Origin of the sequence: Microbacterium sp. 2FI, assembly GCF_005502885.1 — a bacterium.
Lineage (GTDB): Bacteria > Actinomycetota > Actinomycetes > Actinomycetales > Microbacteriaceae > Microbacterium.
In genome coordinates, this window is record NZ_SCMR01000009.1 from 1 (window position 1) to 14,058 (window position 14,058).

Genomic DNA, 14,058 nt, shown 5'->3' on the forward strand with positions numbered 1-14,058 from the left:
GGCGGAGGGGGCGGGCGCGATCGCGCTGGCGGGTGCGATGCCGAGGGTGACGACCATGGCGGCGGTGACGACGGCTGCGATCCCCGAGATGCCGAGCGCGCGCGCAGTTCGTCGAGGACGATCCACGCCCCCACGGCGATCGGCGCGCAGAGCGCGGCGATCAGCGAACTTCGGAATCGGCACCCCTGCCCCCTACGCAGATTGCCCCAGAACGACCAGACGGCAACGTCATCGGCGTCTGGTCACCGACAGAGTGGAGTATGGCACTGCAGGCGAGCGCTGTATAGACCTCGTGTCGGAGAGTGTCGCGACTACGACGGTCCGCGGGCCAGCTGACAGCTGTTCTCGCCCAGCGTCGGGGCTGCGGCATCCGAGACCACGATGCCGAACGGCACGTCTTCGCACGAGGTGTTCGCGATCGACCCGCCCGACTCGCCGCCGTAGATCACGGCCGCCGAACCGCTGCCGCTGATGCGGATGCCGTCCACGATCGGTGCGGCGGCGGCATCCATCTGAAGTCCGACCGATCCTCCCGTGACCGTGCTCGACAGCCACGTCGGCGTCGCCGCGCCGGTCGCCGCGAGCCCGACGGTGTTGTCGGCGAACGTGCTGGCGCTGACCGAGCCGCTCGAGGAATCCAGGAACAGGATGCCGACCTCGCCGTTGCCGGTGAAGGCCGACTCCTCGATGCTCACGCGGTGCCCGCCGGCGACCGCGACGCCGGCCCACCCGTTGCGGTCGAAGACGGACGCGGTGATCTCGAGCGTCGTGCCGCGGCCCGAGCCCTCGTCGCCTTCGGCGGAGAGATATACCCCGGCTCCACCCAGGCCCGCCTCGCCGGCCTTCGCACCGGTGACCCGCACGCCCTTCAGCGCGACGGATGCCGACGGCCCGGCGACCAATCCCGACGCGGGATCGGCGCCGGCGAGCTCGAGCGTGAGGTCTTCGAGCCCGACGAGACTCGCGGTGGCGACGATCAGCGCCGCCTCGGGAGCCGTCGAGCGGATGGTCGTGGCATCGCGACCCGCCCCGCGGAAGGTCACGCCCTGCAGCAGCACGACGGTGGAGTCGAGTTCGATGATGCCCTCCGGCAGCACGATCGTGGTGCCTTCGGCCGCTCGGGCGACGGCGTCGCGGATGTCTTCCTCAGCCGTGAGGATCCACTCCCCCGCCTCGGTGCGCAGGGTTCCGAGGATCGACGCCGAGGCGCGGCGCCAGATCGCCTCGGCGATCGGCGTGCCCGGCGCGACCGCCGCGAGGCCCGCCTCGAGCGTCGCGGCGAAGGCCTCCGGGTCGCAGCCCAGTTCGTCTCGTCTCAGGCGAGCGGCCTCCACCGCGTCGGCGAGCGTGTCGGCCGACTGCGTGGGCGCAGGCTCGGGGGTCGCGGTCGGGCTCACCGCGGGCTCTTCGTACTCGGCGACGACCGCCTCGACGGCGTCGACGATGCCGGCCGCCGCATCGGCGCACTGCGCCGCGAGTTCGGCCGTCGACAGCGGCGACGGCGACGGTGACGCCTCAGGGCTCGCGCTGCAGCCGACGAGCGCGATCGCCACGCCCAGGACGACGATGATGCGCGGCAGGATCACACGCGGAGCCTATCGCCGCGGCGCGGCGCTGCCGCTATATGCCGTCGCCAGCATGGGAGTGCCGATGGTGGCTGTCGGGGTAGTGGTCGTGCGTGTGGGTCAGCTCGGCGTGCACGTGCGGGTGTCGGTGCCGCGTGCCGGCGGCGACCGGCTCGGGATTCCGATGATCGTGGTGTTCGTCGGGATGCGTGTGCCAGTGGTCGTGCTCGAGCGGCTCGTGCGTGTGCGGGTGGGCGTGGGTCTCGGTCAGGTGCAGCCACACCCCCAGTGCCATGAGTGCCCCCGCGACGACGAGGGGCACGGTGACCGGGTCGCCCATCGCGATCGCCAGCAGCGCGCCGAAGAAGGGCGCGATCGAGAAGTACGCGCCCGCACGCGCCGTGCCGATGTGGCGCAGCGCCACGATGAACAGCACGAGCGAGATCCCGTAGGCGAGGAGGCCGGTCAGCATCGCCGCGCCGACGTTCGCGATCGGGGGCAGCGACGCTCCGAGCGCGAAGGCGATCGTGAGGTTCACGGGTCCCGCGACGAGACCCTTGACCGCGGCGAGCCACGTGGCGTCGTGGAGGGCGACCTTGCGCGTGAGGTTGTTGTCGATGCCCCACGCCAGGCACGCGCCGAGGATCGCGGCCGCCGGAAGGATTCCGGCGAAGTCGGCCTGACCCGGCCACGAGAGCACCACGGCGCCGGCGATGATCGCGGCCACTCCGAGCGCGATGCGCCGGTCGAAGTTCTCGCGGAACACGAACCACGCCAGGAGCGCCGTGGCGACGCCTTCGGCATTGAGAAGGAGGGAGGCACCGGATGCCGGCATCCCGGCAAGTCCGAACATCAGCAGCACCGGCCCGATGATTCCGCCGAAGACCACCGCTCCCGCGAGGGGTGCGATCTCGCGCCGCTCGAGCCGCACGCGCGGGGTGCGGCGAACCGCGCGGTAGACGCCGAGCCCGACGCCCGAGCCGACATAGAGGAGGCCGGCCAGCATCCACGGGCTCACATCGTCGAGGAGGATCTTGGCGACCGGCGTGCCCGCGCCGAAGAGGACCGCCGCGACGAGCGCGGCCTGCACTCCGGGGTTGCGCAGTGAGGTCAGCCGCATGGCTCCAGGCTACGCGCGGGGCGCCGGCGCGGCACCCCGCTACGAGGCCTCGTGGACGTCGCGGGCCTTGAGCGTCCGGAAGGTCGTGACCGGGTGCGTCGCCACCACGATCTTGCCGCGCGCGTGCAGCCGCGCGAGGTCGGCGTACGCCTCGGCGATGTCGGTCAGCGGGTAGAGCCCCGAGATGAGCAGCGTGAAGGCGTGCAGCCGCGCGAGCTCGGTCACGCGCACCAGCAGGTCGGTGCCGAAGGCGACCGCCTCGGGGTCGCCCTGCAGCAGCCGCAGCTCCAGCATCCGTCGGTCGTCGCTCGAGCGGTAGCGGTGGGGCGGCACGTCGAGCGCCGCGGCGAGGTCGCGACCGTCCTTTCCGAAGTTGTCGATCATCGCGGTCACCGGCCGGCCGGCGGCACGGCGGATCCGCTCCTCGAGGCCGTCGCCGTACTTCACCGGGGTGATCCCGAGCTGGCGCAGGTAGTCGAAGTTGCGCTCGCCGCACGTGCCGATCACCCGCGCCCCACGGTGCTTCGCGAGCTGCGCCTCGATGCTGCCCACGCCACCGGCAGCCGCCGAGACGACGATCGTGTCTCCCGCGCCGATGCGCAGCTCGTCGAGCGTTCCGAGCGCGGTGGCCCCGGCGAGGTAGAGCCCGCCGGCGGTCTCCCACGTCACCTCGCGGGGCTTGGGGACGAGCACGCGGTCGGACACGTTCAGGTACGTCGCATGCGCTCCGCTGGAGACGTGCCCGATGACGTCCGACCCGACGGCGAAGCCGGCGACCTCAGCACCGCGTGCGACGACGACGCCGGCGAAGTCGCTCCCCGATCGCCGCGGCCACTCCTCGTCCCATTCGGTCTCGCTGCCGCTGCGGATGAATCCGTCGATGTGACTGAGGCCCGACGAGATCACCTCGACCGTCACCTCGCGCGGTCCCGGCCTCGGCAGGTCCCTCGTGCGCATCTGGAGCACCTCGGCATCGCCGAAGGCCTCGTACTCGACCACCGTCGTCTGTCCTGGAACGCGCATCGCGACTCCTCCGCACTCTTCGCTGAGCTGCTGACGGAGAAACCCCGTCGTGGAGTTGTTCGTCCACGACGGGGTTCTTGGATGCACGCGGGGGCCGGATGCCGAGCGTGCTACATCTTCGCGTACCGCGCACGGGCGAAGCAGAAGATGCCGTAGGTCACGAGACCCGCACCCACGATCCAGAGGATGATCGGGCCGAACGGGAGCGCGGCGAGGGCGTGGAGCGCGGCATCCAGCCCCCCGGCGCTCTCGGGGTCGTTCGTGAGTGCGGCAACGACGAAGAGGATGCCGGTGACGCCGATGGCGATGCCCTTTGCGACGTACCCGACCACGCCGAAGGTGACGATGCCCTTCCGGGCGTCGCCGGCGGGCAGGTCGAGGTGCTTCTCGAACGCCTTGGTGATGCCGCGCACGATGAACGCGATGCCGATGGCGGCGACGCCGAGGCCGACGAGCACCAGCAGGAACACCCCGCCCGGCGTCGCCAGAAGCTTCGCGCTGAAGGTCTGCGACGACTCGGACGAGTCGGACTGACCGCCGAGCGCGTAGATGAGGGCGGTCGCCGCGATCGCGATGTAGGCGACCGCGGTGCCCAGGAACTTGAGGCGGTGACCCCACTTCTTCTTCGTGTCGGGGTCGCGCTCGAGGAACGCCTCGGCGATCTGCCAGATCGCGAGCGCGGTGAGCCCGAGCACGATGATCCACAGCAGGAAGACGCCGAACGGCGTCTGCTGGATCTGCGCCAGTGCACCGCCCTGGTCGGCTTCACCTCCTCCGCCGGTGGCGACCGAGACGGCGAGCACGCCGATGAGGATATGGAGGATGCCGAGGACGACGTAGCCGATGCGTGCGATCACGCGGAAGACGGTCGAATCCTGCGCGGCGCGCGCCGCGGACGAGGGGGCGTTCATAGCCGAAGCGTATGCCCTGCCGGCACCCTCACGGGGGGCCTTGCGCCGGGAGGCTCCGACGTGCAATACGCCGGGCTCACGTATCGAGGGTCACTGCTCTCGCCCGGACCGCGCGCCGGTCTCGCACGGCCTCGACCGCGCACCACACGAGGGTCGCCACTGCGATCCCCTCCAAGAGCCCCGCGACCACGTCGCTCAGCCAGTGCGCGTGCAGGTACGTGCGGCTCCACATCATCAGCACGACCCACAGGGCCCCGCCCACCCAGACGTACCAGCGCCGCAGCAGCAGGCCGAGCGTGACGGCGACCGTCGTCGCGACGGCGGTGTGACCCGAGGGGAACGATGTCGCGACGCTCTCGGCGAGCGAGTCCACCGGCCGCAGCCGCGCGATCACGGCGGCCATCGGGGCCCCGATCGCGACGACGACGACGATCGCGATCGCGACGTTCGCGGCATCCCACGGCCTCTTCCGCCAAAGGAAGAGGACGACGATCAGGATGCCGATCACGATCATTCCGATCGTGCCGCCGACCACGGCGGGGATCCACGCGATCAGCACACCGGCATCGGTGAGGATCGCGTGCATCTGCGAGTTCCACCACACGTCGATCGCGAGCGGCGCGTGATCGTCGATGGCAACCACGAACCGCAGGATGACGAAGGCCACCGTCGCCGAGATGCCGACGACGAGTGCGATCATGCGGCGGGCATCGGGTTCGGGAGCGGGGTCGAGCGCGGACGTCGGTGGCGGCGCTGGTTCGGTCATCGTCCGATGGTGTCAGATCGAGGGCCGCGAGACGAAACGATCCGAGGCCTCGCCGATCAGGCGATGTAGTCCACGTGCCCGTACGGCGTGACCGCAGCGCGGTACTGCTCGACGAGGTCCCGCCAGCCGACCTCGTGACTGTAGACCGCCTCGATGAAATGCCAGAGCAGGTACGGATGGGCGCCCAGCGCATACAGCGCCGCGTAGTCGCGAGTGGCGAAAGCCGACCGCTCGGGCGGCGAGAGGACCCGATCGTCCGAGGGGAGATCGGAGCGCCCCGCCTCCGCCAGCCATGCGTCGACGAAGGCTCCGGGGTCGGCGACGTAGGCGGCCACCGCCCGGTCGCTCATCTCCACTGCGCGCATGAACTTGCCCAGCATGTACTTGCTCATCGGGGCTCCTTCCAGAGGAAGAACGGACTCGACGCGAACCTCGACTCCGTCGCCTCGGCGAAATCCGCGGGACGCCCGCCCATGGCCGCCAGCGCCGCGATGACGTTCACGTACTGGTAGGTGACGTTCCCCGCCGCCATGATGCGGTCGTAGCGGCATCCGTGGATCGCCGCCTCGAGGTCGCCGTCCCGCATCCATCCGACCGCTTCCGCGTCGAACGCGGGGTCGGGCGATCCGTGACCCAGGAACTGCCGGGGTCCCCCGATGTCGGTGGCCATGTGGCCGGACGTGATGAGGGCGACGCGCGCATCCGACTCCCACCGCTCGACGGTGGCGCGAAGGTGCTCGCCGAGGGCAGCGAAGCGACGCGGGCTGGGCAGCGGCGGCAGGGCGGCGTTCACGTGGATGGGCACGACCGGGATGTCGAGCGCGGGCGTGAGGTACTGCAGCGGAATGATGAATCCGTGGTCGAGGCGCCATTCATGGCTCACCGCGAAGTCGATCGCCTCGGTCAGCACCTCGCGCCCGGTGATGAGATCGGCGAGTTCACGATGACCGGTGACCTCGACGTACTCCATGCCGAACGTGCGGACCTCGTTCTCGTAGGTGCCGTGGTAGCTCTCCGCCTTGCCGACGACGAAGGCGGGTGAGTTGTCGGCGTAGAACTGCCGGATGTGATCGGTGCCGATCTCGATGATCACATCGACGCCGAGGTCCTCGATCGTCGTGCCGATGAGGTCGAAGTTCGCCCGGACCCCGACGAGGTCGTCGGGCATGGGCTCGACCATCGCCCGCCAGAGAAGCGGATTGTGCGGCGTCGCCGCAGCCATCACCAGTTCTGCCATGGTGTGCTCTCCTCCTCAGATGCCGAAAAGTCTGCGCGCGTTGTCGAGCAGGATCTTCTGCCGCGACTCCGCTTTCACGGGCAGCGCGTCGAATTCCTCGAGCCACCGCTCGGGAGTCATCACGGGCCAGTCCGATCCGAAGAGCACGCGATCGCTGATGAGGGAGTCCGCGTAGCGGACGACCTCGGGGGGCAGATACTTCGGCGCCCACCCCGACAGGTCGAGATACACGTTCGACTTGTGCCACACCATGGCGAGGTTGTCCAGGTGCCAGGGCCACGCGGGGTGAGCGCTGATGATGTTGAGCTCGGGGAACTCGGCTGCGACGTCGTCGATGTACGGCACCGGGCGCGCGTTCTCGAGGCGATACCCGCCGCCGCCCGGGGTGCCGGCACCGGCGCCCGGGAAGCCCGAGTGGAACATGACCACCAGCCCGAGCTCGGCGCACACCTCCCAGATCGGGAAGAACCGGCGATCGTTCGGGAGGAACTTCTGCCGTGCCGGGTTGAGTTCGCCGACGCCCTTGATGCCGTACTCCGCGTGCATGCGGCGGATCTCGGCGACCGCGGCCTCGCCCTTCCACGGATCGATGCCGGCGAAGGCGATGAAGGCGTCGGGATGATCGGCCTGCGCCTTGCCGAGCAGATCGTTCGGCGCCCCCTTGATCCCCGAAGTCGTCTCGGAGTCGGAGTTGACGATGACCGCCATCATCCTGAGGTCCCGGTATCGATCCGCCTGCTCCGCGAAGGATACGACCGGGCGCTCCCGGCCGAAGTGCTTGGCCATCTCGAGATGGCGGGAGCCCATCGCCGCGAGGAACTCCTCGGTCTGGGGGTGGGTGTGAACGTCGATCGCGCGGAGATCCCGGGGAATGCTCACCATGCGCTCCTCTCGTGGGCGTCGAGCTGCGGAGCGGCTCGATAGTCGGGACGCCCGCTCACCGAGAATCCGGCGCTGTGGACGGGAACGCGCAGCGGCTCGCCGTTCGGCCCGTCGATCTGCTCCACCAGACCCATGGAGGCGATCTGGGGGTCGTCGAAGAGATCGGCCACCGTGTTGAGCGGGCCGTGCGGGATATCGTGCTCGAGAAGACGCGCCAGCCAGTGCTCGCGCGGTCGCGCCGACGTGATGCTCTTGAGCTCGACGTCGAGCTCGTCGTAGTGGCGCACGCGCGCCTCGCGTGTCACGAAGCGAGGATCCTCGGCGAGGTCCGGCCGCTCGAGCACCGCGAGGAGGCCCACCCAGAACTTCTCCGGTACCGAGAGATGGACGACGAAGGCGCCGCCGTCCGAGCCGACGCACGCGAACGCCTGCGCACGTCGCGGTCGGGAATCGGGCTGCGCGACCTGCCCCGTCTCGAGGTACGTCGAGGATGCCTCGGTGAGGAAGTCGATCAGAGATCCCACCATCGAGATCTCGACGTGCTCGCCGGTGCCCCGACGATCTCGTGCGTGGAGCGCCGCGAGGATCGCCTGCACGGCGGCAGCGCCCGAGAGCAGGTCTGAGAAGGCAGGACCCAGGGGGCGGAGGATCGACGCCGGAACGACCTGGCTGTACATGCCGCCGACGGCCGAGATCACCGTGTCGTAGGCGGGCCGGGTCGCGTAGGGACCGGTCGGACCGAACCCCGTGATCGAACACGACACGATGCGAGGGTTGCGCGCGCTCAGCGCTTCCGGCCCGAAGCCCAGCCGTCGTGCGACGCCCGGACGGAAGTTCTCGATGAGCACATCGGCGGTGGTCGCAAGATCGAGGAGGTACTCGAGGCCCTCGGCCGACTTGAGATCGAGGACGACGCCGCGCTTGTTGCGGTTGTATGCCGAGAACTGCGGACTCATGAGGCCGCCGCCCTCCCAGCGACGCATCGGATCCCCCTCAGCGGATTCGACCTTGATCACATCGGCGCCGAGATCCGCCAGCACCTTGGCTGCGTACGGTCCGGAGATGTACTGTCCGACCTCGATCACGCGGACACCGGCGAGGGGTCCGGCTGCGGGGTGGTGCGGCTCGCCGTGCTCTGCCGTCATCTGACCTTCTCCTGTCGGGGTTCGGTGCGTCGCCTGCGCGCCATTGTCCATCGTCGCTCGGGTATCAGGACACATCGATGATGACCTTTCCGCTCGCACCCGCCGAGAATGCCCGGTAGGCGTCGGCGATGTCCGCCAGCGGGAATCGCGGGCCGATGCGAGGCCGCACCACTCCGCGGGCGACCAGTTCGAGGGCGCGTGCGACCTGCGCGAAGTCGGCGCTGGCCACTCCGGCGAGACTCTTGCGCTGGAGATAGAAGTCGCGGGCGTCGAGAGTGAGCCGCGGGTCGACCGATGCCGAGCAGAAGACCGCACGGCCTTTCCACCCGAGTGCCGCGATTGCCGCCGCGATGACGCCGCCGTGGCCACTCACGTCCACGGCCACGGTCGGGCGGCCGAGATCCAGCGCCGCTACGGCCGCGGGGATCTCAGCCGGGCTGGCGCAGCGGACCGCCCAGGAACCGGCGGGGGCATCGACCGCCGCCCGCGAGGCTGCGATGACACGAGCACCGCGGCCGAGCGCCACCTCGACGGCCGCACGCCCGAGCGTGCCGCTCGCTCCCGTGACCAGCACGAGATCGTCCTCGGTGACCTCTGCGACGTCGAGGGCGTTCAGGACGATGGGGACGCTGTGGACCGCCGCTGTGGCGATCGCCGCGTCGAACGAGCCGCAGGCGAAGGCGTTCATCGCCGGAACGACCACGAACTGCGCGGCTCCGCCGTCGCAGTGGACGCCGACGACGCGCTGCTGCGGGCAGTCGGCCTCGCGCCGCGCGGTGCACTCCGCACACGCTCCGCACGGAATGTTGGGCTTCACGACGACCCGCTCGCCGACTCGCACGGGGTCGACCCCTGCGCCGACCGCCACGATCGTCCCTGCCGGGTCGAGCCCGAGCGTGCGCGGAAGGGCCGCCGCCGCGCCGGGCCCGACCCCGCCGATGACGTTCAGGTCGAGCTGGTTCACGCCCACCGTCTCGACGGCGATGCTCACCTCGCCCTCACCGGGTTCGGGTCGGGGGATCTCACCGACGACGAGCTCGTCGAGGCTTCGGCCCATCAGCCGCGCTGCCTTCATCCGATCCTCGCCTTCGCTCATTGGATACCGTATCCAGTTTTAGGTCGAGTGTCCAATGCGCGCTGCGCAAACCCGTAGACATCAGGGGAGATTCTGGATACCGTATCCACTAATTCGCGGGCGTTGCCTGTGCTCCGTTCGTGAGTGACCCGTCCAAGAAGGAGACTCATGCGCAATTCGAAACGGAACATCACCCTCGGCGTCGCCGCCGCGGTATCGGTGTTCGCCCTGCTGACCGGCTGTGCGGCCACGTCGGGAGACGACGGCGGCGGAGGCGGCCCGGCCGCCCTCCCCGACGGCGAGCCCGGCGCCGCGGAAGACACGGAGATCGTCGTCGCGATCCCGTTCCCCGACATCACCATGTACTCGATGTACATCCTCGCCAGCGAGCTCGGCTACTACGAAGACGAGGGCCTCACCGTCGAGGTCATCACCGCCGACAACGTCACCGCCGCCGTCGCGAGCGGCAGCGCCGACATCGGCGTGGAGTCGACGGGGACGGTGATCGAGGCCATCCGCGGCGGCGTCGAAGTGGACCTCGTCGCCGGGCACTACTGCCGGCAGAACTTCGACTTCGCCACCCAGGAGGGCATCACGGCCGTCGACCAGCTCGACGGCACCGCGGTCGTGCTGGCGGGCACGCCCGGCGATCCCGCCGAGTTCCAGCGCAAGCTCGTGCTCAAGGAGGAAGGCTGGGATCTCGACACCGTGGACGTCGAGGTGGTCTACCCCGGGCCCGGCTCGGAGTCGTGGACCGAGTTCTTCGTCAACGACAAGATCACCCTGCAGCCGTTCTACGGGGATGACCTGCCGGCCCTCGAGGCACACAACGCGAACATCATCGTCGAGTCGCTGCGCAACTGGGCGAACGACGTCCAGGTCGCCGGGAGCGCGTGGGCGCAGGAGAATCCGAACACGCTGGTCCGGTTCCTCCGCGCGACGATCATGGCGACGGATTTCATGCTCGCCCCGGAGGCCGGCGCGGTTCCGGAGAACAAGGATGAGGTGCTCGACATCTACGAGGCGAACGACTTCGACGTCGCCGCGCTGCGAGAGCTCGACAGCCCCTGGGTCCTCGATGGTCACCTCGCCTGCCCCAACCTGTACTTCGATGCAGAGGCGTGGGACACCACGATCGAGACGCAGTCGCTCGAGCCGATCGAGTTCGACGACGCGCAGCTTGCCTATCTGCTGAAGGCGCAGGAGCTCTTGGGCATCACCAACGAAGGACCCTCCACGCTCACCTACCCCTGAGTCCGAACGACTCACGACGAGAGCCCCCGCCGTAGCGCATGACGGCGGGGGCTCTCGCGTGCCCGCTCTACGTCGGGAGAGGAAGAGAGCCGGCTCTCGGCATCGCGCATGATGCCGAGAGCCGGTGGTCGGTCCGAACGGGCTACTCCACCGGTTCGGGCGGCAGCACAGCGATCGCCTCGATCTCGAAGAGGTAGTCTGCCCCGGCGAACCCCGCCACCTGCACCAGCGTCGAGACGGGGTACTCGCTCGTGAAGTAACGCGCGCGAATCGCGCGAAGATCATCGCGGATGAGGGCGAAGTCGTCCCGGATGAACAGGGTGACCTTGACGATGTCTGCCATCGTGCCGCCGGACGCGTCCATCACCCGGGCGAGGTTCCGGAAGGCGAGGTCGATCTGCTCCGCCGCGGTCTCCGGCATCGTTCCGTCCACACGCATGCCGATGATGCCGCTGAGGAAGACCAGGTCGCTCCCGCTCACGCGGATGGCCTGACTGAACGCAGCTGTCGGCGGATAGACGCCATCGGGCTCGATGATCTCCTTGCGCACGTCAGGCTCCGCGCATGATCTGCTTGTCGTCGTACCACGGCGCCAGGCGCCTGCGCAGTGCGGCGATGAGCATGAGGGTGAGATTGGCGATGATCACCATGACGACGACCATCGCGATCGCCTCGGCCATCTCGAACTGGTACGCGGCGAACTCGAGCATGTGCCCGAGGCCTCCGGAGCCTCCGAGGAACTCGCCGAGCACCTCGCCGGTGAAGCCGAGGGCGGCGCCCCGCTGGATTCCGGCGAGGCTGTAGGGCAGCGTCGCCGGGAAGATGACCTTCCAGCCGAGTGCGGGGCCGTTCACTCCGAACACTCGAGAGGCATTGACCAGCGAAGCGGAAACGGTCACGGCGCCTTCCATCGTGTTCAGGATGATCGGGAACACCGACAGCAGGAACACCAGTGCGATCTTCGATTCCGCGCCGAGCCCCAGGACGAGGATGAAGATCGGCGCGAGCGCGACCTTGGGCGTCGAGTACAGCAGCCACAGGAACGGCGCCACCGTGAAGCGCAGCACCGGCGACCAGCCGACGGCGAGGCCGACGACCACGCCGACGACGACGGCGAGCACGAGCCCGATGAACAGGTTCTGGATGCTGTACGCGAACGCCTCCCAGAACTCCGGATCGACCATCAGCTCGAGGAAGGCCGCGAAGACCGCGGTCGGGGGCGGGAGGAAGGACGCCGGGATCAGCTCCAGCCACGAGACGGCGGCTTCCCAGATGAGGAGGATCCCGAAGACGACGGCCAGCAGCAGCAGTCGCCACTTGGTCTCACCCGGGGCGACGAGTCGTCGCGGTCGCATGACGCGGCCGGTTGCGGAGCTCATTTGCGGCCCTTTCTCGTCCACGGGGCGAGTCGTCGCTCGATGAGCGTCACGACCTGCGTCATCCCGACGCTCCAGAGCACCACGACGGCGATCGCCGCGAACGCCTGATCGGTCTGATACGTGTTGGTCGAACGGATGATGAGAGCTCCCATCCCGGTCGGCGACCCGGTGAGCTCGGCGACGACCATGCCGATCGTCGCCAGCACGACGGCTTGGCGCAGCCCCGCGAACAGGAACGGAACCGTCGAGGGCAGGAACACCTTGCGATAGAGATCCATCCTCGATGCGCCGTAGACGCGACCGGCCCGCAGAATCGAGGGGCTGGTAGTGCGCATGCCGGCTGAGATGTTGAGCAGGATCGGGAACACCGCGCTGATGGCGACGAGGAAGATCACCGGCCCCATGCCGAATCCGAACCACGCCTTCGAAAGCGGCTGGTACGCGATGGTCGGCGTCGCATAGATCGTCCAGGCGATCGGCCCGACCACCCGATCGACGGGGAGCGAGCTTCCCATGAGAAGCCCGAGGGGGATGCCGATGACCACCGCGATCGTGAAGCCGGTGATCCAGGCCTGAAGCGAGTAGACCGCGTTGACGGCGAGGCTCCCGTTCGCGACGATCTCGACGAATCCCTGGGCGATCGCCGAGGGCGGGGGGAGGAAGACCGGGTTGATCCAGCCGAGCACGCCGACGACGAGCTCCCAGATCAGCAGGAAGATCACGAACTCGCCGGCGAAGACGAGCGCTTTGCCGCGAGGACTCAGCCCCACCAGCCAAGCGGCGAGCCCGCGGCGCTCGACGCGGGGACCGGAGGCGGTGAGGATCGTCGTTGTCGTCGTCATGAGCCCGACGTCTTCGCGGCCGCCGTCGCCTCCCCCTGCAGGGCGTCCCACAGATGGTCGCGCAGCTCGAGGAACCGCGGATCGCTCTGCACGCTGCGCTCGCTGCGCGGGCGCTGGATGTCGGTGCGGATGATCTCCTTGATCGCGCCCGGATGACTCTTGAACACGACGATGCGGTCACCGAGGAGAATGGCCTCCTCGATCGAGTGGGTGATGAAGAGCACGGTCTTGCCGGTGGCCGTGATGAGCTTCTCGATCTCGTCGCGCATCACCTCGCGGGTCAGCGCATCGACCGCGCCGAGCGGTTCGTCCATCAGCAGGATGCGCGGCTTCGCCACGATCGCGCGGGCAAGTCCCACGCGCTGCTGCATGCCTCCCGACAGCTCCCGCGGATAGGAGGACTCGAATCCCGCGAGCCCGACCAGCTCGATCGCCTCCTGCACGCGATCGCGCCACCCCTCTCCGCGCAGCGGCTTCTGCATCTCGAGGCCGAACTTCACGTTGTCGAAGACCGAGCGCCAGGGAAGCAGCGCATAGTCCTGGAACACGACCGCGCGGTCCGGACCCGGGCCGGTGACCTTCTCGCCACCGACCCGGACCTCGCCGCTCGTGGGCTGCACGAGCCCCGCGATGACGTTCATGAACGTCGTCTTGCCGCAGCCCGAGGGGCCGAGGACCGTGACGAACTCGCCCTCCTCGACATCGAGGTTCACCCCCTCGATCGCGACGAGCGATCTGCCCGTGCGTGCCACGTCGTAGCTGACCGTCAGATCTCGCACCGAGATCAGGGGGGTTCTCCCGGGGGTCTGGCTGGGCTCGTCGGTCGTCATGGCATCACTTTCTCGTCGCGTCGGCTGAG

The 14,058-nt window shown here is 69.1% G+C and carries 16 protein-coding genes; 1 reads left to right on the top strand and 15 read right to left on the bottom strand.

All coding sequences use genetic code 11. The features are described 5' to 3' along the window. From FFS15_RS09085 to FFS15_RS09135, 11 genes are all read right to left on the bottom strand, one after another. A partial coding sequence (locus FFS15_RS09085; protein WP_137844707.1) for a hypothetical protein occupies positions 1–183 on the bottom strand: 183 nt, incomplete at its 3' end. A 128-nt stretch (positions 184–311) separates the two neighbouring features. Then, the gene (locus FFS15_RS09090) at positions 312–1,586 is read right to left on the bottom strand and encodes a right-handed parallel beta-helix repeat-containing protein (RefSeq protein WP_137844708.1); all 1,275 of its coding nucleotides are present in this window, start codon (positions 1,584–1,586) and stop codon (positions 312–314) included. Positions 1,587–1,620: 34 nt separating this feature from the next. Further along, positions 1,621–2,685 carry a DMT family transporter gene (locus tag FFS15_RS09095; protein ID WP_137844709.1) on the bottom strand — a complete coding sequence of 355 codons (1,065 nt, stop codon included), beginning with the start codon at positions 2,683–2,685 and terminating at the stop codon, positions 1,621–1,623. 39 nt (positions 2,686–2,724) lie between these two features. Beyond that, a complete protein-coding gene (locus tag FFS15_RS09100) occupies positions 2,725–3,708 on the bottom strand; it encodes an NADP-dependent oxidoreductase (protein WP_137844710.1) in 984 nt (327 codons plus the stop codon). Positions 3,709–3,818: 110 nt separating this feature from the next. After that, positions 3,819–4,619, bottom strand: a complete 801-nt coding sequence (locus tag FFS15_RS09105) for a DUF1206 domain-containing protein (RefSeq protein WP_137844711.1) — start codon at positions 4,617–4,619, stop codon at positions 3,819–3,821. Positions 4,620–4,695: 76 nt separating this feature from the next. Continuing rightward, positions 4,696–5,385: a phosphatase PAP2 family protein gene (locus FFS15_RS09110; protein WP_137844712.1), complete on the bottom strand. Its 690-nt coding sequence runs from the start codon at positions 5,383–5,385 to the stop codon at positions 4,696–4,698. 56 nt (positions 5,386–5,441) lie between these two features. After that, complete coding sequence (locus tag FFS15_RS09115) at positions 5,442–5,777, bottom strand: hypothetical protein (RefSeq protein WP_137844713.1); 336 nt, start codon at positions 5,775–5,777, stop codon at positions 5,442–5,444. Then, the gene (locus tag FFS15_RS09120) at positions 5,774–6,622 is read right to left on the bottom strand and encodes a hypothetical protein (RefSeq protein WP_137844714.1); all 849 of its coding nucleotides are present in this window, start codon (positions 6,620–6,622) and stop codon (positions 5,774–5,776) included. The genes FFS15_RS09115 and FFS15_RS09120 overlap by 4 nt, the downstream gene beginning before the upstream one ends. 15 nt (positions 6,623–6,637) lie before the next feature. Continuing rightward, positions 6,638–7,501 (bottom strand): amidohydrolase family protein, encoded by an 864-nt coding sequence (locus FFS15_RS09125; RefSeq protein ID WP_212743133.1) that lies wholly within the window; start codon positions 7,499–7,501, stop codon positions 6,638–6,640. Next, positions 7,498–8,649 (bottom strand): CoA transferase, encoded by a 1,152-nt coding sequence (locus FFS15_RS09130; protein ID WP_171013140.1) that lies wholly within the window; start codon positions 8,647–8,649, stop codon positions 7,498–7,500. The genes FFS15_RS09125 and FFS15_RS09130 overlap by 4 nt, the downstream gene beginning before the upstream one ends. A 64-nt stretch (positions 8,650–8,713) precedes the next feature. Then, positions 8,714–9,745, bottom strand: coding sequence for an alcohol dehydrogenase catalytic domain-containing protein (locus FFS15_RS09135; protein ID WP_137844717.1), 1,032 nt, complete (start codon positions 9,743–9,745; stop codon positions 8,714–8,716). A gap of 147 nt (positions 9,746–9,892) precedes the next feature. Here FFS15_RS09135 and FFS15_RS09140 point away from each other — a divergent pair, with 147 nt between their 5' ends. Next, on the top strand, positions 9,893–10,978 hold the full coding sequence (locus FFS15_RS09140) for an ABC transporter substrate-binding protein (RefSeq protein ID WP_137844718.1): 1,086 nt from the start codon (positions 9,893–9,895) through the stop codon (positions 10,976–10,978). Between the two features lie 142 nt (positions 10,979–11,120). On the opposite strand, the gene FFS15_RS09145 is transcribed toward FFS15_RS09140, so the two are convergent. The 4 genes from FFS15_RS09145 to FFS15_RS09160 are packed head-to-tail and all read right to left on the bottom strand — an operon-like array spanning position 11,121 to position 14,029. After that, positions 11,121–11,528, bottom strand: a complete 408-nt coding sequence (locus FFS15_RS09145; protein WP_171013141.1) for a RidA family protein — start codon at positions 11,526–11,528, stop codon at positions 11,121–11,123. Position 11,529: 1 nt separating this feature from the next. Beyond that, on the bottom strand, positions 11,530–12,357 hold the full coding sequence (locus FFS15_RS09150) for an ABC transporter permease subunit (RefSeq protein ID WP_137844720.1): 828 nt from the start codon (positions 12,355–12,357) through the stop codon (positions 11,530–11,532). Beyond that, positions 12,354–13,199: an ABC transporter permease gene (locus FFS15_RS09155; protein ID WP_137844721.1), complete on the bottom strand. Its 846-nt coding sequence runs from the start codon at positions 13,197–13,199 to the stop codon at positions 12,354–12,356. Before FFS15_RS09155 ends, FFS15_RS09150 begins: the two co-directional genes overlap by 4 nt. Further along, positions 13,196–14,029 carry an ABC transporter ATP-binding protein gene (locus FFS15_RS09160; RefSeq protein WP_137844722.1) on the bottom strand — a complete coding sequence of 278 codons (834 nt, stop codon included), beginning with the start codon at positions 14,027–14,029 and terminating at the stop codon, positions 13,196–13,198. The genes FFS15_RS09155 and FFS15_RS09160 overlap by 4 nt, the downstream gene beginning before the upstream one ends. Positions 14,030–14,058: the final 29 nt, after the last annotated feature.

What these genes read in the sequence shown, in the direction of transcription:
- FFS15_RS09110 (WP_137844712.1), bottom strand. Translation starts at nt 5,385, where the DNA reads ATGACCGAACCAGCGCCGCCACCGACGTCCGCGCTCGACCCCGCTCCC.
- FFS15_RS09160 (WP_137844722.1), bottom strand. Translation starts at nt 14,029, where the DNA reads ATGACGACCGACGAGCCCAGCCAGACCCCCGGGAGAACCCCCCTGATC.
- FFS15_RS09100 (WP_137844710.1), bottom strand. Translation starts at nt 3,708, where the DNA reads ATGCGCGTTCCAGGACAGACGACGGTGGTCGAGTACGAGGCCTTCGGC.
- FFS15_RS09140 (WP_137844718.1), top strand. Translation starts at nt 9,893, where the DNA reads ATGCGCAATTCGAAACGGAACATCACCCTCGGCGTCGCCGCCGCGGTA.
- FFS15_RS09130 (WP_171013140.1), bottom strand. Translation starts at nt 8,649, where the DNA reads ATGACGGCAGAGCACGGCGAGCCGCACCACCCCGCAGCCGGACCCCTC.
- FFS15_RS09150 (WP_137844720.1), bottom strand. Translation starts at nt 12,357, where the DNA reads ATGAGCTCCGCAACCGGCCGCGTCATGCGACCGCGACGACTCGTCGCC.
- FFS15_RS09155 (WP_137844721.1), bottom strand. Translation starts at nt 13,199, where the DNA reads ATGACGACGACAACGACGATCCTCACCGCCTCCGGTCCCCGCGTCGAG.
- FFS15_RS09120 (WP_137844714.1), bottom strand. Translation starts at nt 6,622, where the DNA reads ATGGCAGAACTGGTGATGGCTGCGGCGACGCCGCACAATCCGCTTCTC.
- FFS15_RS09135 (WP_137844717.1), bottom strand. Translation starts at nt 9,745, where the DNA reads ATGAGCGAAGGCGAGGATCGGATGAAGGCAGCGCGGCTGATGGGCCGA.
- FFS15_RS09095 (WP_137844709.1), bottom strand. Translation starts at nt 2,685, where the DNA reads ATGCGGCTGACCTCACTGCGCAACCCCGGAGTGCAGGCCGCGCTCGTC.
- FFS15_RS09115 (WP_137844713.1), bottom strand. Translation starts at nt 5,777, where the DNA reads ATGAGCAAGTACATGCTGGGCAAGTTCATGCGCGCAGTGGAGATGAGC.
- FFS15_RS09105 (WP_137844711.1), bottom strand. Translation starts at nt 4,619, where the DNA reads ATGAACGCCCCCTCGTCCGCGGCGCGCGCCGCGCAGGATTCGACCGTC.